The sequence below is a fragment of the Nonomuraea sp. NPDC048901 genome, assembly GCF_040649695.1.
GTDB lineage: Bacteria > Actinomycetota > Actinomycetes > Streptosporangiales > Streptosporangiaceae > Nonomuraea.
Genome location: NZ_JBEZFW010000001.1, coordinates 145,676 through 167,143, shown reverse-complemented (window position 1 = coordinate 167,143; position 21,468 = coordinate 145,676). Strand labels below are relative to the sequence as shown.

The following is a 21,468-nucleotide window of genomic DNA, read 5'->3' as shown; positions in this document are numbered from 1 at the left end:
TGTACGGCTGAGCGCTACACGTCTAGGAAACGGACATCTCGCGCATTGCGGATGATGAAGGCCCTGCGCGCCTCGACGTCCTCACCCATGAGCACGCTGAACATCTCGTCCGCCTGGGCGGCGTCGTCGAGCGTGGCCTGTAGCAGGATGCGGCTGTCAGGGTTCATGGTGGTTTCCCACAGCTGGTTGGCGTTCATCTCGCCGAGACCCTTGAACCGCTGGACCCCGTCGTGGGAGCGGGGGTCACGCTTGCCGCGGCCGATGCCGTCCTCGATGATCGCGTCGCGTTCGCGGTCGGAGTAGGCGTAGGAGGCGTCGTCGCCCTTGCGGTCCCACTTGATCTTGTAGAGGGGCGGCTGCGACAGGTAGACGTGGCCGCCCTCGATCAGCGGGCGCATGAACCTGAACAGCAGCGTCAGCAGCAGTGTGGTGATGTGCTGGCCGTCGACGTCGGCGTCGGCCATCAGGATCAGCTTGTTGTAGCGCAGCTTGCTGATGTCGAACTCGTCGTGCACGCCGGTGCCCATGGCCGTGATCAGCGACTGGACCTCGGTGTTCTGCAGGACCTTGTCGACCCGGGCCTTCTCGACGTTGAGGATCTTGCCGCGAATGGGCAGGATCGCCTGGAAACGCGAGTCGCGGCCGCCCTTGGCCGAGCCGCCGGCCGAGTTGCCCTCGACGATGAACAGCTCGCACTTGTCGGGGTCGTTCCACTGGCAGTCGGCCAGCTTGCCCGGCAGGCCGCTGCCCGACTCCAGCAGCGACTTGCGCCGCGTCAGGTCGCGGGCCTGGCGAGCCGCGAGGCGGGCCCTGGCGGCCTGCAGCGACTTGTTGATGATGTCCTTGGCCTCGCCGGGGTTGCGCTCGAACCAGGCGCGCAGGTGGTCGTTGCAGGCCTTCTGAACGAACGACTTGGCCTCGGTGTTGCCGAGCTTCGTCTTGGTCTGCCCCTCGAACTGCGGGTCGGCCAGCTTGATCGAGACGATCGCGGTCAGGCCCTCGCGGACGTCCTCGCCGGAGAGGTTGTCGTCCTTGCCCTCCTTGAGGAACTTCTGCTCGCGCGCGTAGCGGTTGACGATCGACGTCAGCGCCGCGCGGAAGCCCTCCTCGTGGGTGCCGCCCTCAGCCGTGTTGATGGTGTTGGCGAAGGTGTAGACGGACTCGCTGTAGGAGTTGTTCCACTGCATGGCGATCTCTACGGAGACGCCGTCGCCGTGCTCCTCGAAGTCGATGACCGACGCGTGCGCGGGCTCCTTCTTGGAGTTGAGGTGCGTCACGAAGTCGGACAGACCGCCCTGGTAGCAGTAGGTGACCTCGACGACCTCGCCGTTGACGTGGTCGGGCCGCTCGTCGCGCAGCACGATCGTCAGGCCCTTGTTGAGGAAGGCCATCTCCTGGAAGCGCCGCGAGAGCGTCTCGAAGTTCCAGGTGGTGGTCTCGAAGATCGCCTCGTCGGCCCAGAACGTGATCGTGGTGCCGGTCTCGGTGGTCTCCCCGTCCGTCGCCAGTGGCGCGGTCGGCTTGGAGTGCTCGTAGCGCTGCCGCCAGATGTGGCCGTTCTGCTTGACCTCCACCTCCATGGCGGTGGACAGCGCGTTGACGACGGCCGAGCCGACGCCGTGCAGACCTCCGGACACGGCGTACGACTTGCCGTCGAACTTGCCGCCCGCGTGCAGCGTGGTCAGCACGACCTCGACGGCGGAACGCTTCTCGACCGGGTGGATGCCGGTCGGGATGCCGCGGCCGTTGTCGATGACCCGCACACCGTTGTCGGCGAGCAGGGTGACGTCGATGCGGTCGGCGTGGCCGGCGAGGGCCTCGTCCACCGAGTTGTCGACGATTTCGTAGACCAGGTGATGCAGACCGCGCTCACCGGTCGAGCCGATATACATACCCGGGCGCTTGCGAACCGCCTCAAGCCCTTCGAGTACGGTGATTGAGCTAGCGTCGTAGGACAAGTGCCAAATCCTCCTGCCGCGGACACGCGGCTGGGGAGGCGACCGTTGTCAAGCTGCCCCTGCCGTGCCCGTCACCGTCGTGAGTGCCCCGTTGCGTTGATCACCCGGGGGAATCGGCGCCGCATACGTGCCGGGGGTGACACGCAAACGGACGTGTCCGGAATCCAGTTTCATTCTACCGGCTCTGAGGGCCCAAGGTGGCATTGAACGCGCCTGTAACGGCCTGTCGCTTGTTTTCCCCCTCTTCGAGCATCCCCCCACAGGAATGGGGGTCATCGCGTCTGCGGCTCTCTGATGGGTTTTCTCGCGGGTCCGGCCCATGGGTTTGTCGCCGATCCGGCTCAGCCGTAGGTGTCTCCCGGGCCCTTGCTGCCGGTCACCCTCAGGCCCCCGGCCGCGCGCGGTGCGTTCTGCGGGCCTCTGACCTTCACCTTCGTCACCGTGCCGTGTCCGAGCTCCTCGTTGAGCCGGCGTACGAGAGTGCGCGCGAGCAGGCGTACCTGGGTCGCCCAGGCGGTGGAGTCGGCCAGGATGAGCACCTCGCCGTCGTCGAACGAATCGGGCTTGGTGTGCGCGGCGAGCTCGGGACCGACGATGTCGGACCAGCGGCCGAACACCCCGCCGACGGCCGCCGACCGCTCCCAGCCGCGGTCGGCCAGCAGGTCGGAGATCGCGCGTCCGAAAAGCTGTGGATCGCCGGCGTCCCTGCGCGCCCCCGCCCTGCGCCTGGGCTCGCGGCGGGGGAGCTGGCCGCGCTTGGCCGCGTCGGCCTTGGCCTGGGCCAGCTTCTCCCTGGCCATCGCCGCGCCCCTGGCCGTGGGGTTGTCATCGGTAGGCACCCGGGAGGTGCCGTCAGCAGACCCGTTGGCGGATCCGCGCGGGTTGCTCTCAGCGGACACGCGTCACACTCCCTTCTGCGACGTCGAACCTGGCCCCGATCAACTCCCCGGGCACGTCGTCGGCCACCGCCGCGGTGATGAGCACCTGCTCGGCGGGGGCGACGATCTCGGACAGGCGGCGCCTGCGCTGGCTGTCGAGCTCGGCGAAGACGTCGTCCAGGATCAGCACCGGGTCGCCGCCCTCGGCCCGGAGCAGGTCGTAGGCGGCCAGGCGCAGCGCCAAGGCGAACGACCACGACTCGCCATGGCTGGCGTAGCCGCGCGCGGGCAGCTCGCCGAGGCCCAGGATCAGGTCGTCGCGGTGCGGGCCGACGAGCGTGACACCCCGCTCCAGCTCGGCCGCGCGGACTTCCAATAGCCGCTCGCGGAGTCGTTCTTCAAGGGTTTTCCCCAAGTCTGTGGATAACGTCTGTGTATCGGAAGATCCCGTCTCACCGGGGACTTCGTCCTCAGCCGCGTCGCTGCCTGTGGACAAAGTGCTGCGATAGGCCAGTGTCGCGGGGGCACTCGTGGGGGCCAGCGCGGCATAGGCTCCGGCGACCAGCGGGCGCAGCGCGTCGATGAGATCGAGCCGTGCTTGGAGGAGCTCCGCGCCGTGTCTCGCCAGATGCGCGTCCCAGACCTCCAGAGTGCTCAGGACGTCTCCGGCGCCCGCCGCCGAGAATCCTGTGTCACTCTCGGCCCTTCGGGCGCTCCTGGCCCCTCTGCGGGCCTGGGAGGCGGCACGCAGGAGCGCTCCTCGCTGCTTCAGCACGCGGTCGTAGTCGGCGCGTACGCCGGCGAACCGCGGAGTGCGGCTCACCAGCAGCTCGTCGAGGAAGCGCCGCCGCTCAGAGGGATCGCCCTTGACCATCGACAGGTCCTCGGGGGCGAACAGCACCGTGCGCAGCAGTCCGATGACGTCGCGGGGCCTGGACACGGGGGAGCGGTTGAGCCGGGCGCGGTTGGCGCGCCCCGGGTTGATCTCCAGCTCGACCAGCGCCCGCCGGTCGTCCCTGTGGATGGCGCAGCGCACGATGGCCCGGCTCGCGCCCCGTCGTACGAGAGGCGCGTCGCTCGCCACCCGGTGGCTGGAGTGCGTCGCGACGTAGCCGAGGGCTTCGACCAGGTTGGTCTTGCCCTGGCCGTTGGGCCCCACGAACGCCGTGACGCCCGGCTCCAGGCCGAGCTCCACGGAGGCGTAGGACCGGAAGTCGGTCAGCGACAGGTGGGCGACGTGCACCCCAAGAAGGTTAGTGGGCCACGCAGCTCACTGGGGTCACCGGCGTGCGCCTGTGGATAACCGATCTCGGATGAACCGGTATCGGGTCAGCGCACGTTCAGGAGGCTCAGCGCACCTTCGGCGGGGTCACGTCGGCGCCGGGGGAGTCGGCGCCCATGCCCGTCGAGCCCTCCGCCGAGGCGATCGGGTGGCCGCCGAACTGGTTGCGCAGCGCGGCCACCACCTTCATCGCGGGCGGGTCCTCCTGACGCGAGGCGAACCTGGCGTACAGCGCGGCGGTGATCACCGGCAGCGGCACGGCGTGGTCCACCGCCGCCTGAACGGTCCACCGGCCCTCGCCGGAGTCCTGTGCGTAACCGCGCAGCTCCTCGAGGTGCTCGTCGCTGTCGAGTGACCGCACCAGCAGGTCGAGCAGCCAGGAGCGGATGACGGTGCCGGTACGCCAGCTGCTGAAGCAGCCCTTGACGTCCTTGACGATGTCGGAGGCTTCCAGGAGCTCCCAGCCCTCGGCGAAGGACTGCATCATGCCGTACTCGATGCCGTTGTGGACCATCTTGGCGAAGTGTCCCGCGCCGACCTCGCCCGCGTGGACGAAGCCGTCCTCGCCTTCGGGCTTGAGCGTCTCGAAGATCGGCATCATGTGCTGGACCACGGCCTCGTCGCCGCCGCACATCAGCGCGTAGCCGTTCTGCAGCCCCCAGACGCCGCCGCTCACGCCGCAGTCGACGAAGCGGATGCCGCGCTCGGCGAGCTCGGCGGCGTGCTTCTGGTCATCCACATAGTGTGAATTACCGCCGTCGATGACGATGTCGCCCTCGGAGAGGAGTTTGCCGAGCTCGTCGACCGTCTGCTGGGTGGGTTTGCCGGCCGGGACCATCACCCAGACCGCGCGCGGCGCCTCCAGCCTGTCGACCAGCTCCTTCAAGCTGCCGACGTCGCTGGCCTCCCGGTTGTGGTCATAGCCCACGACCTCGTGACCTCCGCGGCGCAGCCTTTCGGCCATGTTGCCGCCCATCCTGCCAAGTCCGACCATGCCGATCTGCATGATGTACCAACTCCCCTAGTCAGGCCTCCATAATCCCCGATGGGATTTTCAGCTCGACAAGCGGATCGGCATGATCAGGTAACGGTAGTCGGGGACTCCGCCGTCATCCACAGGCTTTCCACCGGTGAGGATGGCGGGCTTGGTGGACGTGGTCATCTGTAGCCGGGCGACGTCCGAGTCGATCGCGCCCAGCCCTTCCAGCAGGAACTGGTGGTTGAAGGCGATGTTCATCTCCTCGCCCTCGTAGTCCACCGGCAGCACCTCGACGGCCTGGGCCTCGTCGCCGCTGCCGGCCTCCAGCACGACCTCGCCGCTCTTGAACGCCAGGCGTACCGGAGTGTTGCGCTCGGCGACCAGGGCCACGCGCTTGACCGCCTCGACGAACGAGCTTGTGGACAGGTCGGCGCGCGCCGAGAACTCCGTCGGCAGCAGCGAGCGGTATTTGGGGAACTCGGGGTCGAGCAGCCGCGTCGTGGTCCGCCGCCCGGCGCTGGAGAAACCGATCATGCCCTCGCCGGTGCCGCCCGCCGAGCTGAGCGCGATCTCCACCTCGGCGCCCGTCGCGCCCAGCGCCTTGGCCGAGTCGGCGAGCGTCTTGCCGGGGATCATCGCGATCGCCGCGAAGTCGGGCTGGTCGGGCTGCCATTTCAGCTCGCGTACGGCCAAGCGGTAGCGGTCGGTCGCGGCGAGGGTCACGGTGTCGCCCTCGATCTCCATCCGTACGCCGGTGAGCATGGGCAGCGTGTCGTCCCTGCCCGCGGCGACGGCGACCTGGCCGACGGCGGCGGCGAAGACGTCGCTGCCCACCCGGCCGGCGGCCGGCGGCATGGCCGGCAGCGACGGGTAGTCCTCCACAGGCATGGTCAGCAGGGTGAACCGGGCGCTGCCACAAGTGACGACCGCCTTGGCTCCCTCCACGACGAAGTCCACAGGCTGTGCGGGAAGCGCGCGGGTGATCTCGGCGAGCAGCTTGCCGGAGACCAGGACGACGCCGGCCTCACCGGTGTGGAGTTCGAGCGTCACCTCGGCGGAGACCTCGTAGTCGAAGCCCGACAGCTTCAGCTGCTGGTCCTCGGTGACCTCCATCCGCATTCCGGCGAGAACGGGGACCGACGGTCGCGCGGGCAGGCTGCGTGCCGTCCATGCCACCGCCTCAGCGAGGACGTCTCGCTCGATTCGGAACATCACGGTCATCAGCCTCCTGAGTTCGTCGTTGATTCAAGTGTTGCCTCTCCCGCACTCGAGTTCCGGGAGAACCCCTCTATGGGTCTTGAGTTTCTTAGTAAGAGAGATAGGTGGTCTTCACACTAGGGGCTGTGGATAGTGTGGACAACGGGCGTTTCCCCTGGTCAGCTTGCGTGGCGTCGCCCACATGCTCGGTGGATTACGCCTGGGGGAAACTTCGCCGCCTGGGGATGAAAGTTCGTTGCCCACAGCTCGTCCCCAGATCATGGTGCGTTCATCCACTGGTCATCCACCGGCTTTCCACAGGTTATCCACGGGCTAAACGGCCTCGTGAGAGACCCTTTTTCGACTGTGCACAGGCCGTCCACAAGTCATCCACCGGATGTCCCCAGGTTGTCCTCAGGATGTCCCCAACTTTATCCCCAGGCATCGCGCAGGATTTTTCAGGCGAAGATGGGGCGTACGGCCGCCGCGATCTGACGTTTCCCCTGATCCACAGTGTTATCCACAGGCTGTGCATGACGGTCAGGATCCGCGCGACGTCTGTTTGATACGCATTGTTAGCTCGTTGACCTGGTTGTACATCGACCTGCGCTCCGCGATGAGCGAGCGGATCTTGCGCTCGGCGTGCATGACGGTCGTGTGATCGCGGCCGCCGAACTGCTGCCCGATCTTCGGCAGCGACAGGTCGGTCAGCTCGCGTACCAGATACATCGCGATCTGCCTGGCGTTGACCAGAGCCCTGCTGCGCGAGCTGCCGCAGAGGTCGTCGATGCTGATGCCGAAGTATTCGGCGGTCTTGGCCATGATCGTGGCGATGGTGATCTCGTGGCCGCCGTCGGAGGTGATCAGGTCCTTCAGCACCACCTCGGCCAGCTGGAGGTCGACGCCCTGCCGGTTGAGGCTGGCGAAGGCGGTGACCCTGATCAGGGCGCCCTCCAGCTCGCGGATGTTGGTGGAGATGCGGCTGGCGATGTACTCCAGGACCTCGGGCGGGGCGGCCAGGCCCTCCTGGATGGCCTTCTTCCTGAGGATCGCGATGCGGGTCTCCAGCTCGGGCGGCTGGACATCGGTGATCAGGCCCCACTCGAACCGGTTGCGCAGCCGGTCCTCCAGCGTGATCAGCTGCTTCGGCGCTCGGTCGCTGGAGATCACGATCTGCTTGTTGGCGTTATGGAGGGTGTTGAAGGTGTGGAAGAACTCCTCCTGCGTCTGCTCCTTGCCCTCCAGGAACTGGATGTCGTCCACGAGCAGGATGTCGATCGCCCGGTAGCGGCCGCGGAAGCCGTCGGCCTTGTGGTCGCGGATGCTGTTGATGAAGTCGTTGGTGAACTCTTCCGAGCTCACGTATCTCACCCGCGCGCCGTCGTACAGGCTCTGGGCGTAATGCCCGATCGCGTGCAGGAGGTGGGTCTTCCCCAGGCCCGAGTCACCATAAATAAAGAGAGGGTTGTACGCCTTTGCGGGGGATTCGGCTACGGCCACGGCGGCCGCGTGGGCGAATCGGTTGCTGGCCCCGATGACAAATGTCTCGAAGGTGTACTTCTGGTTGAGCCGGGCGGGTTCGCTGGGCTTGTTGCTCTTCGCTTCCCAGCGGTTGTGCGTCGGCTCCGGCAGTTTCTCCACAGGGGACTGCCCCTGTTCAAAAGTGAACGTGGGCTGTGGATATTCGGTGGATATCTGGGCCGGGTCCGGCTGTGGAGAATAGAACTGCGGAGGCTCGGAAGCCTGGTAGTGCTGGGCCGATGGGGGTTGTGCATAACGTGGCTGGGGGTCCAGGCCCTGGGGATAATTTTGAGCCACAGGCTGTGGATGAAGGTCCGGCATCTGCTGCTCGGGGGCCGTCGTGTCGATCATCACGGCCAGGCGCATCGCCCGGCCGAGCTCCTGGGAGAGCGCGTGGGCCACGAGGGGCCGCAGCTTCCCTTCGATGAGGTCCTTCAGGAAGTCGTTGGGGACGCCCAGCACGATCGTGTCGTCTGCTTGGGCGATCGGGCGCACCATGGAGAGCCAGGTGCGCTGCTGTATGGGGACGTTCTCGTTGAGGAAGTTGCTCAGGGCCCTCGCCCATACCGTGCCGAGGTCGACATGGTTCATGTGCGCTACCCCTCCTTCCTCTCGCGGCCCCCCGCGATCGATCGTTTACCGCTTGCCCAGTGCGGGCATTGGTGCCGTTGCGGCCTGGCTATTGGCGCTTCGCACACGTACGTCACAAGTCGTCGGTGCGCCGTCACTGGCTGTCCACCGGGGCGAGTTATCCACATGGAACTCCCACCCGCAGGGGCGGCCGGCGCCTTGGTCCACAGCGTGGCGGGCGAGCTGGACACCCACATCATCCACAGGCCATCCACAGGTTATGCACAGGGCCTGAGCGGCTCTGGGAGGGCTGACAGTAGCTCTGTGCACAGCTGTGTTCAAGCGTTGTCCACAGCCTAGTGGTACCTGAGTGCACATACTGTGGACGTGGCCGAGGATGTGGAAAACCCGCATGTGGATTAGTGGATAACCCCGTTCGCCGGGCCGCCAGTTTGACCTGGGGCATGCTTGCCCCGTAACGTGCCATGGTCGGCTTGTCACGCGACGGCTATTTCGCGTGCCCTCGCTCTCTTGGCAAGCCAGCCATGTGTGTATCAGCGCCCCTGCGGCGCACCTTCAAGCCTGGAGCCCACCCGTGAGCAAGCGTACTTTCCAGCCGAACAACCGTCGCCGCGCGAAGACCCACGGCTTCCGGCTGCGGATGCGCACCCGGGCCGGTCGCGCCATCCTGGCCGCTCGCCGCCGTAAGGGCCGCGAAACGCTGTCGGCCTGATCGACTCGCGTCCGATAGTCCGCCCGCCGGTGAAGTCCGCCGGCGGGCGATAGGCGTATATGGTGCTTTCCCGTCAATCCCGCATGCGACGCGGGGAGGAGTTCGAGGCGGCCGTCAAGCGTGGGAAGCGCGCGGGCCGTCCTACCCTGGTAGTGCATCTAAGCATTTCTGGGGATTCGACGCCTCTGGTTGGTTTCGTGGTGAGCCGAGCTGTGGGTGGCGCCGCCGTGCGTAACAAGGTCAAGCGGCGGCTCCGACACCTGATGCGGGACCGTCTCGACCGGCTCCCGCGAGGTAGCCTGCTGGTGGTACGCGCCAATCCACCGGCTGCGTCAGCGCGATACGAGCACCTTGCCGCCGAGCTCGACCTCGCGTTGGATCGTTTGTTCAGGCGGCGCGAGTCCGCGATGGATGGACACAGATGACGGAGCAGCCGCAAGGGATGCCGAGCCTCCCCGCTCGGGCATTGATCATCCCGATCCGGTTCTATCGGGCCTTCATCAGCCCGATGCTCGGTCCACGTTGCCGTTTCTATCCGTCGTGCAGTGCCTACGGGCTCGAAGCGATAGCCGTACATGGTGCATTGCGCGGCACATGGCTGACTGTCCGGCGCATCGGGCGGTGCCACCCATTCCATCCCGGAGGTATAGACCCGGTGCCCCCACGCCCGGTTCGGTCCCACGAAACGCAAGGGAGATAGCTCGGTGGAGCTGTCCTGGCTGAGCTGGCTCTATGAAGCCGTAGCCCATGTCATCATCTGGATCCATCAGGGATACAGCACATTCCTCAACCCGGACAGCGGGCTGACATGGGCCCTGACCATCATCACGCTGACCGTTTTCATGCGGGTCCTGATCTTCCCGCTCTTCCTGAAGCAGATGCGCTCGTCGCGCAAGATGCAGGAACTCGCCCCCAAGGTGGCAGAGCTCCGCAAGCGCTACAAGAACGACAAGCAGCGCATGAACCAGGAAGTCATGGCGGTCTACCAGGGAGCGGGCGCCAACCCGCTCGGTGGCTGCCTGCCCGTGGTCGCGCAGTTCCCCATCTTCATCTCGATGTTCACCGTGCTGCGGGCCATGGCCGACGGCCGCCCGGTCTACGGCATGACGCAGCAGCTCGTCGACAGCGCCCGATCCGCGCACATCTTCGGCGCGCCGCTGCCGGCCAACTTCTGGATGTCGCAGGCCCAGGTCGAAAGCTTCGGGGCCACCGTCGTCACAACGAAGATCGTGCTCGGCGTCTTCGTGGCGATCAGCTCGCTGACCACGTTCCTCACCGTCCGGCAGAGCGTCACCCGCTCCATGGCCCAGATGCCGGACAACCCCATGGCGCAGCAGCAGAAGATCCTGATGTACATCTCTCCGCTGTTCGCCTTCTTCAGCCTCAACTTCCCGCTCGGCCTGATCATGTACTGGGTCACCACGAACCTGTGGACGCTCGGTCAGCAGCACTGGTTCTACAGCCGCCACCCGATGCCGCAGTTCGACGCCAAGGGCAACGTGGTCCCGGTCGAGCCGAAGACCGGCCTGCTGTCGAAACTCCGCAAGGGCGCCACTCCGGAAGAGGAAGTGCCTTCCGCGCCGCCGGAGCCTAAGATCATTCGGCAGCAGCCCAGTCGTCAGTCCCGCAGCAAGCGCACCGGCAGCAAGAAGTCGTGAACACGAAGGAGAGGCCGGCCATGACCGAGGCCGAGCAGGAGAAGACTCCTGATCTCAACGCGCTCGAGCAGGAAGGCGAGATCGCGGCAGACTACGTCGAGGGTCTCCTGGATATCGCCGACATCGACGGCGACATCGACATGGACGTCGAAGGTGACCGCGCGCTGGTCTCGGTCGTGGGCCTCAAGGGCACCGGCCTTGTCGGGCCCGAGGGGGAGGTCCTGGAGGCGCTCCAGGAGCTGACCCGCCTGGCCGTGCACCGGCAGACGGGGGAGCGGTCCCGGCTGATGCTCGACGTCGCCGGCTACCGTGAGCGGCGCCGTGCCGAGCTCACCAAGCTCGGCACCGAGATCGCCAACGAGGTGAAGGAGAAGGGCGAGCCCAAGGCGCTGCACGCGATGACGCCCTTCGAGCGCAAGATCGTCCATGACGCGGTGGCGGCCGCCGGGCTCCGTAGCGAGTCCGAGGGGGAGGAACCGCACCGCTACGTGGTCGTACTCCCGGTCTGACCGCACGTACGCACACTCGCTCGCCGACCGGCCGCCGTCCCGCACTCGGGGGACGGCGGCCGGTTCGCGTGAGGGCACTCTTCATGTACGTACAGCTTGTCCGCTCCGTGGCCCATTGCTGCTTCATTTACCCTTTGGCATTATTTGTGAAATTTGGAGCATTATGGCCACTGTCCGGTCTTCCACGACCTCCACCTCGGCGCGGAGTGCAGGGAGTGTGGCGCGCGCCCCTCATTCAGGGCGGCCCGCTAGTCTTCCCAAGTGATCGCTCACCTAGCCTTGAGTAGAGACAGAGCATCGCCCATGACCCCCAAGGAAGGGCCACCCACCAGTGACCGACGAGCTGCCGCCTCCGCCCGACGAAGCGCGTGAGCTGCCGCCTCCGCCTGATGTGGCGCGAGAGGTCTTCACCGGTGAGGCTTGGGGCCGCGCACAGGCGTTCGCCGAGCTCCTCGCCGGTCCTGGGGTGGTACGCGGGCTGCTGGGCCCCCGCGAGGTCCCACGGATCTGGGATCGTCATCTGCTCAACTGCGCCGTCGTCGCCGAGGCCGTGCCGCCGGAGGTGCGGCTGGTCGACATCGGCTCGGGCGCCGGGTTGCCGGGCCTCGTGCTGGCGATCGTACGGCAGGACATCACAGTGACCCTGTTGGAGCCGCTGCTTCGCCGTACCGTATTCCTGGAGGAGTGCGTCGAAGCGCTCAAACTGGACAACGTCGAGGTGTTGCGCGGTCGCGCGGAAGAGCTGGCGGGCAAGCGCGAATTCGACGTCGCCAGCGCCCGCGCGGTCGCGCCGCTTGACCGGCTGCTGAAGTGGGCCATGCCACTTCTTCGCGAAGGTGGCGAGTTGATCGCCATGAAGGGGGAGCGCGCCGCGGAGGAACTTGCCGAGGCGGAGCCCCAATTGCGGGCCATCGGGGCGAGGACAGCCGAGCTTGTGAGTGTCGGGCGCGGTAAGGTCGAGCCGCCTGCAACATTGGTTCGGGTGGTAGCAGGTCGCGCGCCGGAGCCCGGTAGGCGGCGACGAAGGAGGTGACGGTCGTGCCAATCGCGTCAAGCGGTCTTGGCTGGCCGGACAGCCCTCTGTCCGAGAGTCCCAGCGGGGTTGGCTGGCCCGAAATGGGCGTGTCGCGACAGCGAATTCCTGGCACCGGCCTGCCACTGGTTGAAAGGATGGCCAACGTGACCCAGACCCCCCTAAACCCCGGTGATTCGCCGTTGGTACGAGAGGCGCTCAGCTCAGTGGTTTCACGTGAAACATCTGCCACCCAAACAGCCGCCGCCAAGGCGGGCGAAGCGCCCGGGGGAGGCGACGGCGCCTGGCCCAGGCCGCCCAAGTGCCGAGTGATCGCGGTGGCGAACCAGAAGGGCGGCGTCGGAAAGACCACGACTTCGGTCAACATCGCCGCCGCGCTCTCGATGCACGGCCAGCGCGTACTCGTGGTCGACCTCGACCCTCAGGGCAACGCGTCCACGGCCCTGGCCACCGAGCACCGGGGCGATGTCCCGGATGTCTATCAAGTGCTCGTTGACGACTTGCCGATGGCCGACATCGTCAAGGAGGTGCCGGACATGCCGGGCCTCTATTGCGCCCCCGCCACCATCGACCTCGCCGGCGCCGAGATCGAGCTCGTCTCACTTGTCGCCCGGGAAGCCCGCCTCAGGCGCGCGCTGGGGGCGTTCGAGGCGATCGAGCTCGACTACATCATCATCGACTGCCCGCCATCGCTCGGCCTCCTGACCGTCAACGCCCTGGTCGCCGCCGAAGAGGTCATGATCCCCATCCAGTGCGAGTACTACGCGCTGGAGGGCCTGGGCCAGCTCCTCCGCAACGTCGACCTCATCAAGGCACACCTGAACCCCACGCTCAGCCTGTCGACGATCGTCCTCACCATGTATGACGGCCGCACCCGGCTGGCGTCCCAGGTCGCCGACGAGGTCCGCGCCCACTTCGGGGAGACGGTTCTCAGCACGGTCATCCCGCGCAGCGTCCGCCTTTCTGAGGCGCCCAGCTATGGGCAGTCGGTGATGACGTATGACCCTGGCTCGAGTGGCGCCATGGCCTACATGGACGCCGCCCGAGAAATCGCCCACCGTGCCGCCGTCTGACCTGTTGCCGTGTCGTAGGGCTGATCTTTGTGCGGCCGCTGGTGTCTCGTGTGACCTGAATGCGGCGGCCGCTCTGCCGACCGTCCTACTCCTGGGTTCGTTTCCACGGGCTGTCCACCGATGGCCCCTCACCCGTGGGCTGGTCCCGGTTTCTACTATTTCGTATTCGTAGGGACGATCCTCTGCTGCTCGTTTCCCACATCAACACAGACCATCTCTTACCGCTCGTTTCCCGCACCAGCACGGCCGTGACCTCTTGTCTCTGGCAGCGGCACGATCCTCACCACCCGTTGCCCGTGCGGACCGCTCCCGTTCGCCTCCTCGCGTCAGTACGGAGACCGCTCCCGCTCGTCTCACCGCGTCCGTAGGGAGCGCTCCCGTTCGTCCCCCGACCCCATGCTCGTTTCCGCGTTGATCCACAGGATCCACAGGCGGCTCACGCCGCTGCCCAACGGTGTCCGCAAGGCGTTATCAAAGCGCACGCACAGCACACCCGCCCCACGTACTACACAGGCACCAGGGCGCAGGTCGCACTACCACAGGCAGCGCCTACATCGCCTGCACCACAGGCACCCCCTGCACCACAGGCACCCCCTGCACCACAGGCACCCCCTGCACCACAGGCACCCCCTGCACCGCGGGCTCTGGCCAGCCACAGGCATCGCTAGGGCCTCAACCATTAGAGGCATCACAGGAAGCACATGTCGGCACACAGCGATATTCACCGATACACAGGGCACACGGGGCACAACACCGGGCGTTCAGAGGGTAGGACCTGGCGGCGCCCCGACGGCCCCGTGGAGGCCGTGCAGGCGGGGCGGGTTCGTCGGCACAGCTCATGGACCGTGGGTCGCTCACCATGCCCTCCAAGTCCGGACACTCCCACGGGATGCGTGATGCGGGACGTCGACAAGACGACGTGCGAGGGTAGCGCGGCGAAGACGGCCTGCGAGCGACGCACGGCACGCGGTGATGCCCACCACCTCGGCCAAACTCCCCGCACCCCGCCTCCGCCTCCTGCACCTCCACCCACGCCGCCAGCACCCCGCCTCCGCCTCCCGCACCCCCACCACCTGCACCCACATCCCACCCCCACATCGCGACCGCCCACATCTCTCCCCCCAACATCCCACCTCCTTACACACCCACACCCCCAAACTCCCGCCCCAAGATTGGAATCTTTCTGAACGGTCTGTCTTGGCGGCCAAAATCATGGGGTACAGGGCCTGCGGAGTGCATGCCTGGTCGGATGTGTACGCGTGAGGTTGTGGCGGTGTAAATCCGGAGGAACCGCGTGTGGCGAGCGGGCACCCTGTTGCGTTGACGACGGTAACCTCTCCTGGAGTGACCGGAATCGGCCCGGTGGATGAGGAGAAGCAGTGAGTCAGCATCGGCGGGGATTGGGCAAGGGACTCGGGGCACTCATCCCGACCGGTCCCATCGTTGACGGCGCGGGGACAGTAGCCCCCGCGAATGGCGCAACGGGGGAGACCGCCGGCCCCAAGCCGATTGCCGGAGCGTACTTCAGGGAGATCGCCCTCAGCGCGATCGTCCCCAACCCGCGCCAGCCCCGTGATGTCTTCGACGACGAGCGCCTTCATGAGTTGTCCGCGTCCATTCGCGAGGTCGGTCTGCTGCAACCGATCGTCGTGCGCTCGGTGGGCGGCGGCAAGTACGAGCTGATCATGGGGGAGCGCCGCTGGCGCGCTTGCCAACTGGCTGAGCTCGACCCGATCCCCGCGATCGTCCGCAACACCCAGGATGACGAGCTCCTCAGAGACGCGCTGATCGAGAACCTCCAGCGCGAGCAGCTCAACGCCTTGGAAGAAGCCGCCGCGTACCAGCAACTGCTCGACGACTTCCGGGCGACACATGAAGAGCTCGCCCAGAAGGTCGGCCGATCCCGTCCTCACATCACCAACACCCTTCGCTTGCTCAACCTCCCGCCGGAGGTCCAGCTCCGCGTCGCCGCCGGCACCGTCAGCGCCGGCCATGCCCGCGCCCTCCTAAGCCTCGACAGCCCGGAAGAGCAGATCCAACTCGCCAAGCGGATCGTCGCCGAACTTCTTTCCGTCAGGGCCGTCGAAGAGATCGTCTCCCTCGGCAGCTCCAAGGCGGCCCCCAAGGCCACCCGCGACCGCCAGCCCAACAAGCCCTCCGCACCCGGCCTCGTCCACCTCGCAGACCGCCTCTCAGACCACTTCGAGACCAAGGTCAAAGTCGACCTCGGTCGTCGTAAGGGGCGCATCGTGGTGGAGTTCGCGACGATCGATGACCTTGAGCGCATCATCGGCACTATGGCTCCCGAGGCCGCCCGCGCAATGAGGAACGCCGAAGACTGACCCATGTTTCACGTGAAACCATTTGCCGTTTCACGTGAAACCATGGCCAGGTGAGGCGCCGCGTCGCCTGGGGACCGACGGCGAACACCTGAAGGAAGTCGGCCCACTGAACCCGATCTGAGGCTGCCGCCGGAGTAGCTCGTGTTTCACGTGAAACGCCACCAGCTCCGACCCCACCAACCGCCGCCACTCGTAGTGGCGAGCCTCCGAGCCTCGAAAGACGACCTCGACGGGCGCCCTGAGCGAACGCCCCAGCGAACACTCGAGCGAAGGTCTCGACGGGCGTCCCGAGTCGAACCCCGAGCGGGCGTCCCGAGCCGAACCCCGAGCCGAACCCCCAGCGGGCATCCCGAGCGGGGGCCCGAGCCGAACCCCCTGAGCGGACATCCCCAGGAGGGTCCCGAGCGGACGCTCCGGCGGGCGTCCCCACAGGCGCCCCGAGCGGAGGTCCCGAGCGGGGCCTGTGGGGACGGCCGTAGAGGCCGAGGGTGGGGGGTGAAAGGCGGGTCGTGGACGATCTGCAGGCGACTGTAAGGGAGTCGCGGGCAGGCCGGAGATGACGGGCACGCAGGGCGGCGTGGTTTCTCGGTCCGTCAGCCCTACACGTCACGGGTAGAAGTCTCACGGCGAGATTGTGGATCCCACCACCAGTGGGACCGGCCGAGCCGTGGGATGGGCCGTAGGGCGGCGTGCAGGCGCCCACGCCACGACAAGGCCCTTCTCTGGGTATCCCACAAGCACTGCGCCGGCGCAGCTCGGCCGCGCTACGCCGATCTCCCACAAGCACTGCGCTGACGCAGCTCGGCCGCGCCGTGCCGATCTCCCACAAGCACCGCGGCGGCGCAGCTCGGCCGCGCCGTGCCGGGTGCCGCCTGTGGGCGCGCCGAGCGGGCTGCTCGCCCGCGCCTCGCGGTGGCAGCCACTCCGCAGCGGGCCGCCGCCTTTGCCTGGCCGCACCACCGACGCCGCTGTTTCACGTGAAACCATCTACCCGCTCTGGCGCCATCGGCCTGCGCGGACGGCTCCGCCTCGGTCAGGTGATCCATTGGATGACGTCACGCAGAGCAGTGTGGTTTCTCGGCCACTCAGTCAGGTCGTCCGCAGCCCGCCTTTCACCCCACCCTTGTCAGGCGACTTGTAGGCGAGTCGCCGGCGGGCCAGTCCGGTCGTCATCCGCGAGTGGTGCATTCCGCTGGAACGCTTCGCCGGCGCGATCTGGCAATGCCAACGCACCACAAGCCGATTCACCGGCCGCAAAATGTCGGCGGTACCTGTGCGCGAGCTTCCCCGACCCGGACTACCTGACCTTGCAGGACTTCGGCGGTATGGGCCGAGAGGCGATCCACCCCGTCTCAGGCGCCTGCGCGGAGTAGTAAGTCAGGATGTCGCCTCTGGAACCGCTCGGCACATAACTGGCCCGGGCTAGCGTGGTGCCGGTCTCCATGTCCAAGAGGGTGCGCGTGTATGCGGGGAGCGACTTCGATCCCCGCGACTGAGGCTGCTCGCTGTCGCGGGTGAACGTGACCGACAACGCCTGCCTGCCCAGCGGATCGGCCGCCGTGCCGTACACCTTGGTGCCGGGAAGCTCCGCCAGCAGACGCAGAATCGCGGCACGAAGTTGCGGGCGGATCGGCATGGACAGAAGATTGCCCGCGAGAGGGAGGAACTCCTCAAACGGCTGCTCGAACCCTCGGCTCTGCCAGATGCGGTGAAAGTCGCGGAGCTTGGCGAGCAGGCCGTTCCGGTCGGCGGGGATGGCAGCCAGATCGGCGAGTGTGAGGTCCGCGACGGAGTGGTCCCCGACCCGAGCGTCGTCCCCGTCGCGCCATTCGCAGCCTTGGGGCTGGTCGGCGATCCGAATCGGTCGGCACTCATCGGCCGGGTTGTCCTTAGGGCAGCGCGGCTTGATTCGGGCCGGCGCTCCCGCCGCACGCCATGCGCGTTCGTCGGGTGCGGAGGCCGGGAGCGCGCTCGGTACGGAGGTCTGCAGCATGGACCTCTCCGCGGAGTCCAGCGGAGCCGTTCGCTCGATGCGCTGCCGGGTCAGCAAGTCGTAGCCGCCCGCTGAGATCCGTTCACCAGTGATGATCACCTCCCGCCAGTAGGCGCCCTTTCCTTCAGGTAGGCGTGCCACGCGGTCGGCTAGATCGAGCAACTCGTTGTTCCGTGGTTGGACCAGCACCGGGGCAGGCGCAGAAACCAGGTTGGCCACCAGTGTGGCCGCTATGACAATCGCGGCCGTGGCCACGGCCGAGCTCAGCGCCCACACCCACACGCGAGTGCGGGAACGGCCGGTGGCAGGGCGGGAGCGCTCGCCGTCACCGGCGAGGCGGGCGTGAGCGGCGAGGCGGGCGTGAGCGCGAGCGACCACCTCGGGCGAAGGCGGGGGCGCGTCGGGTAGTGCCCGGGCGAGCAGTTCGAGCTCATCCATCGATGTCCTCCTTCAGCGCGCCCAGCGCCGCGCGCAGATGCTTGCGTGCCCTGTTGAGCCGGGACGCGACGGTTCCGTAGGGAATGTTCAGGGCGGAAGCGACCTCGGCGTGACTCAGACCGCCCAACGCGATCAGCAGCACCACGTCGCGATCGCGCTGCTTCAGCGCGGCCAGCGCCCCTGCGAGCGGAGCGGTGAAGCGCGCGGCGTCCACCCGATCGAGTACTCGATTCAGTGCGGGTCCTCGTGGCCGTCCCAGTCACGCTCCGCCGCGCGGCTGAGCGCCTTCCACCGCGTGGTCTCGGTACGGCGGTGCCGCGCGACCAGGTTGGTAGCAATGCCGTACAGCCAGGGCCTGACCTCTCCCACCGCTGGGTCATATCTGCCGCGCAACGCCGCGAGGAACACCTCGGCGGCTAGGTCGTCAGCGTCGTCCGTGGGCAGGCGACGGGCGATGTACCGGTGGATCTCGGCGAAGTAGCGGTCGAAGAGATCGGCCGGCACCGCCGGTTGATCTCTCCCGCTACGCGTGTTGTACACGATCACACCTATTTCTTGCCGCGACGGTGAGAATGCTTTCACGCGCGCTGATCCATACGACCCGGGAAGCCAGCCCGGCCCATCCTCCGAGTGCCCGGGCCAACCAATCTCCGAGCGCCCGGGCCAATCAACCTCTGGCCGACGCGGGTCAAGCAATCTCCGAGTGCCCGGGCAACCAAGCTCATCAGTGCTCATGGCGATCTACTCCCGGACGTTCGCGTCCCTCTCGCTGACAGGAGGGCTGCAGCAACCCGCAGGAAACCGTCCAGGCCAAGGTGTCGTATCGCCGGTCATAACCTGTCCCGGCGCCAACTTCATCCAGAAGGGGCACTTCCCATCTCCCGCCGCCTCCCTCGCTCTCGGGGCTGCTCCGCCATTTGCGTGGGGTCCCACCCAAATGGCGGATCAACGATCTCGTTGTGGGTTTCCGATGTGGGCGAGAGCAAGGGGGAGCGGGGGAGAAACTACACCGCTCTGCGGGACGTCATCCATAGATGCCCACCCGGGGGGAGGGGGCTGTGGCTGGGTTGCCACGCCGCGGTGCTGGCGGGTGGATGGTTTCACGTGAAACGGGGGGTGGGGCGTCGGTGGTGCGTGTGAACGGACACGAGGCACTCTGGATGGATGGACACGGACATCGTGTTCCACAGACAGCGGCTCTCCAGGCACGCGGCCATGTGGTCTTCGGTTCTGCGGACATCGGGGAGGCCGGGCTGGTGGCAAAGTCGGAGCGGCCGGGGCCTCACGATCGCCTGGGGATGGCGGATGTAGGGCAACGGCTGGGGGTGATCGGTGCCGCGGGATCGCCCTCTTCGGCCCTGCGGCGATGATCGCCTGGAGGTGGCGGCGTAGGGCAATAGCTGGGGGCGATCGGCGCCGTGGGACCGCCTTCGTCGGCCCCACGGCATCGGAGTACCCCTGCGACTCACCGAGCCCCGAACAGCGTCGACGAACTCGGTCCAGAAGCACCATCAACGAGTCCCAGTGCAGACCCCGGTGAGCGGGTCCGTGGTTCGGCCACCGGGATTTCTCGTGGTCGCCTACCTGGCTGCAGACGTCTGGCCATCCGCTTGGCACGTGGTGTCCGGCTACCAGGAGTCCCTGGTAGCCGCTTACAGTACGTCCGACTGGCGGCCTGGGGAGGGTTGTTTCACGTGAAACCGTGGGCCGGAGGCTTGTGGAGTGCGTGGGCGGGGAGCTCACGCGAATGTCAGGGACGGAGGATCAGGGGAGGACGAGGGACTTGCGGATGTCATCGAGGAAGTCGTCTACGTGGTCCGGGGTGGTGTCGAAGGCGGTCATCCAGCGGACGGTCCCGGCGGTCTCGTCCCAGTAGTGGAACAGGTAGCGGGTGAGGAGGGCGGCCGCGGCTGGTTTGGGGAGGGTGGCGAAGACGGCGTTCGATTGGACGGGGTAGGCGAGGGTGATGCCGGGGAGGTCGGCTATGCCGTTGGCGAGGCGGGTGGCCATTTCGTTGGCGTGGGTTGCGTTGTGGCGCCAGAGGTCGTTCGTGAGAAGGGCCGAGAGCTGGGCTGAGATGAAGCGCATCTTGGAGGCCAACTGGAGGGACTGGCGGCGGAGGAAGGGGATGGCGTGGGCGAGGGAAGAAGAGGAGAGGACTATTACTGCCTCAGCTGCCAGCGCGCCGTTCTTGGTGCCGCCGAAGCTGAAGATGTCTACGCCGACTTCCGTGGTGATGGCGCTGAGGGTGGTGTTCAGGTGGGCGGCCGCGTTTGCCAGTCTGGCGCCGTCCATGTGGAGGAGCAAGCCGGCGGCGTGGGCCGTATCAGCGAGGGCGGCGATTTCTTCGGGGGAGTAGCAGGTGCCGAGTTCGGTTACCTGGGAGATGGAGACCACGCGGGGTTGGGAGTTGTGGTGGCTGCCCAAGGTGTCGAGTCGTGTGGTGATGTCCTGGGGTCGTAGCTTGCCGTCGGCTGTGGAGGCCGTCAGGAGCTTCGCGCCCAGGAGCCGTTCTGTCGCGCCGGTTTCGTGGGTGGCGATGTGAGCGGTGTCGGCGCAGATGATGGCGTCGTAGCGGCCGAGCATGGGGGCGAGGCCGACCATGTTCGCGCCGGCTCCGTTCAGGACGGGGAAGCCTTCCGCCCCTGGGCCGAAGACGTCCTTGATGTGGTCCTGGAAGGTTGATGTCCAGCGATCGTCCCCGTAGGCGGGTGCGTCCCCGTGGTTCGTCGCAGCCACGGCTTCGAGGATGGTGGGGTGGACGCCTGCGTGATTGTCGCTGGCGAAGCTCTTGGGATAGGTCGAATCGATCGGCACCTGCCCAGGCTACTTTCACGACTCACAAGATTCAGAGAGGCGAGAGGCGATCGTCGAGGGTGGGCCCGGGGGGTGTCCGCTGGCTCGGGTGCTGCATTGCTGGTTAGCGGTGATCCCCATGCTGGCGGTGATGCCTCCTGTTGTGGGTTGGGGCCAGTTTGGCGAGCGGTTGTGAGAGGCGGGAAAGAAGGCGGCCAGCGAGAGCGAGCCAGAGCCGGGCGGTGGGTGGCTGAGGCAAGGTGAGGTCGGTGCTGGGGCGATTGCCAGATGGGCCAGATGGGCCAGGTGCCGGGTGTGCGAAGCGGAGCTACGCCCGGTGTTGGGTCCGCGAAGGCGAAGCGGCCTTGGGCCATGCGAAGCCGAGGTGAGCCCGGTGTTGGGTGTGCGGAGGCGAGGTACCTCCGACGCGGGGCATGCAAAGCCGAGGTGAGTCCGGCACCGGGCCTGCGGGAAGGCCACACAGGGCAAAGGCCAGCCCTGCAAACAC

The 21,468-nt window shown here is 67.0% G+C and carries 18 protein-coding genes; 8 read left to right on the top strand and 10 right to left on the bottom strand.

Annotated elements, in window-relative coordinates; translation table 11 throughout:
• Positions 1-14 precede the first annotated feature (14 nt).
• The 6 genes from gyrB to dnaA form a co-directional block, all read right to left on the bottom strand.
• Positions 15-1,958 carry a DNA topoisomerase (ATP-hydrolyzing) subunit B gene (gene gyrB, locus AB0C30_RS00865; RefSeq protein ID WP_357938172.1) on the bottom strand — a complete coding sequence of 648 codons (1,944 nt, stop codon included), beginning with the start codon at positions 1,956-1,958 and terminating at the stop codon, positions 15-17.
• 341 nt (positions 1,959-2,299) lie between these two features.
• Positions 2,300-2,758, bottom strand: a complete 459-nt coding sequence (locus AB0C30_RS00860; RefSeq protein ID WP_225300984.1) for a DciA family protein — start codon at positions 2,756-2,758, stop codon at positions 2,300-2,302.
• Between the two features lie 88 nt (positions 2,759-2,846).
• Complete coding sequence (recF, locus tag AB0C30_RS00855) at positions 2,847-4,079, bottom strand: DNA replication/repair protein RecF (RefSeq protein ID WP_357938170.1); 1,233 nt, start codon at positions 4,077-4,079, stop codon at positions 2,847-2,849.
• Positions 4,080-4,185: 106 nt separating this feature from the next.
• Positions 4,186-5,124 (bottom strand): phosphogluconate dehydrogenase (NAD(+)-dependent, decarboxylating), encoded by a 939-nt coding sequence (gene gnd / locus AB0C30_RS00850; protein WP_357938168.1) that lies wholly within the window; start codon positions 5,122-5,124, stop codon positions 4,186-4,188.
• Positions 5,125-5,172: 48 nt separating this feature from the next.
• Positions 5,173-6,312 (bottom strand): DNA polymerase III subunit beta, encoded by a 1,140-nt coding sequence (gene dnaN, locus AB0C30_RS00845; protein ID WP_357939730.1) that lies wholly within the window; start codon positions 6,310-6,312, stop codon positions 5,173-5,175.
• Between the two features lie 522 nt (positions 6,313-6,834).
• The gene (dnaA, locus tag AB0C30_RS00840) at positions 6,835-8,406 is read right to left on the bottom strand and encodes a chromosomal replication initiator protein DnaA (RefSeq protein WP_357938166.1); all 1,572 of its coding nucleotides are present in this window, start codon (positions 8,404-8,406) and stop codon (positions 6,835-6,837) included.
• A gap of 574 nt (positions 8,407-8,980) precedes the next feature.
• Between dnaA and rpmH the strand changes: the two genes are divergently transcribed.
• The 8 genes from rpmH (at position 8,981) to AB0C30_RS00800 (ending at position 15,733) form a co-directional block, all read left to right on the top strand.
• Positions 8,981-9,118, top strand: coding sequence for a 50S ribosomal protein L34 (rpmH, locus tag AB0C30_RS00835; RefSeq protein WP_093172456.1), 138 nt, complete (start codon positions 8,981-8,983; stop codon positions 9,116-9,118).
• Between the two features lie 59 nt (positions 9,119-9,177).
• Positions 9,178-9,543, top strand: a complete 366-nt coding sequence (gene rnpA / locus AB0C30_RS00830) for a ribonuclease P protein component (protein WP_225300917.1) — start codon at positions 9,178-9,180, stop codon at positions 9,541-9,543.
• Positions 9,544-9,560: 17 nt separating this feature from the next.
• Complete coding sequence (gene yidD / locus AB0C30_RS00825; RefSeq protein WP_357655404.1) at positions 9,561-9,818, top strand: membrane protein insertion efficiency factor YidD; 258 nt, start codon at positions 9,561-9,563, stop codon at positions 9,816-9,818.
• Positions 9,819-9,822: 4 nt separating this feature from the next.
• Complete coding sequence (gene yidC, locus AB0C30_RS00820) at positions 9,823-10,776, top strand: membrane protein insertase YidC (RefSeq protein ID WP_357938164.1); 954 nt, start codon at positions 9,823-9,825, stop codon at positions 10,774-10,776.
• A 20-nt stretch (positions 10,777-10,796) separates the two neighbouring features.
• On the top strand, positions 10,797-11,285 hold the full coding sequence (locus AB0C30_RS00815) for a R3H domain-containing nucleic acid-binding protein (RefSeq protein WP_357939728.1): 489 nt from the start codon (positions 10,797-10,799) through the stop codon (positions 11,283-11,285).
• Positions 11,286-11,658: 373 nt separating this feature from the next.
• Positions 11,659-12,318, top strand: coding sequence for a 16S rRNA (guanine(527)-N(7))-methyltransferase RsmG (gene rsmG / locus AB0C30_RS00810; protein WP_357939726.1), 660 nt, complete (start codon positions 11,659-11,661; stop codon positions 12,316-12,318).
• 137 nt (positions 12,319-12,455) lie between these two features.
• Complete coding sequence (locus AB0C30_RS00805) at positions 12,456-13,391, top strand: ParA family protein (protein ID WP_357938162.1); 936 nt, start codon at positions 12,456-12,458, stop codon at positions 13,389-13,391.
• Positions 13,392-14,770: 1,379 nt separating this feature from the next.
• Positions 14,771-15,733, top strand: a complete 963-nt coding sequence (locus AB0C30_RS00800) for a ParB/RepB/Spo0J family partition protein (RefSeq protein ID WP_357938160.1) — start codon at positions 14,771-14,773, stop codon at positions 15,731-15,733.
• Positions 15,734-17,030: 1,297 nt separating this feature from the next.
• Here AB0C30_RS00800 and AB0C30_RS00795 read toward each other — a convergent pair.
• The 4 genes from AB0C30_RS00795 to AB0C30_RS00780 all read right to left on the bottom strand — a co-directional run bounded on the left by AB0C30_RS00795 (position 17,031) and on the right by AB0C30_RS00780 (position 20,981).
• Entirely contained in the window at positions 17,031-18,164 is a 1,134-nt protein-coding gene (locus AB0C30_RS00795) for a hypothetical protein (protein WP_357938158.1), read from the bottom strand.
• The gene (locus AB0C30_RS00790; RefSeq protein WP_357938156.1) at positions 18,157-18,378 is read right to left on the bottom strand and encodes a sigma factor-like helix-turn-helix DNA-binding protein; all 222 of its coding nucleotides are present in this window, start codon (positions 18,376-18,378) and stop codon (positions 18,157-18,159) included. The genes AB0C30_RS00795 and AB0C30_RS00790 overlap by 8 nt, the downstream gene beginning before the upstream one ends.
• Positions 18,379-18,395: 17 nt before the next feature.
• Positions 18,396-18,704, bottom strand: coding sequence for a sigma factor (locus AB0C30_RS00785; RefSeq protein WP_357938154.1), 309 nt, complete (start codon positions 18,702-18,704; stop codon positions 18,396-18,398).
• A gap of 1,224 nt (positions 18,705-19,928) precedes the next feature.
• Entirely contained in the window at positions 19,929-20,981 is a 1,053-nt protein-coding gene (locus AB0C30_RS00780; RefSeq protein ID WP_357938152.1) for an aminotransferase class V-fold PLP-dependent enzyme, read from the bottom strand.
• Positions 20,982-21,468 lie beyond the last annotated feature (487 nt).

Coding starts and splice junctions, on each gene's coding strand:
- AB0C30_RS00860 (WP_225300984.1), bottom strand. CDS start 2,758: ATGGCCAGGGAGAAGCTGGCCCAGGCCAAGGCCGACGCGGCCAAGCGC.
- dnaA (WP_357938166.1), bottom strand. CDS start 8,406: ATGAACCATGTCGACCTCGGCACGGTATGGGCGAGGGCCCTGAGCAAC.
- gnd (WP_357938168.1), bottom strand. CDS start 5,124: ATGCAGATCGGCATGGTCGGACTTGGCAGGATGGGCGGCAACATGGCC.
- yidD (WP_357655404.1), top strand. CDS start 9,561: ATGCCGAGCCTCCCCGCTCGGGCATTGATCATCCCGATCCGGTTCTAT.
- AB0C30_RS00805 (WP_357938162.1), top strand. CDS start 12,456: ATGGCCAACGTGACCCAGACCCCCCTAAACCCCGGTGATTCGCCGTTG.
- AB0C30_RS00795 (WP_357938158.1), bottom strand. CDS start 18,164: ATGGATGAGCTCGAACTGCTCGCCCGGGCACTACCCGACGCGCCCCCG.
- AB0C30_RS00815 (WP_357939728.1), top strand. CDS start 10,797: ATGACCGAGGCCGAGCAGGAGAAGACTCCTGATCTCAACGCGCTCGAG.
- rnpA (WP_225300917.1), top strand. CDS start 9,178: ATGGTGCTTTCCCGTCAATCCCGCATGCGACGCGGGGAGGAGTTCGAG.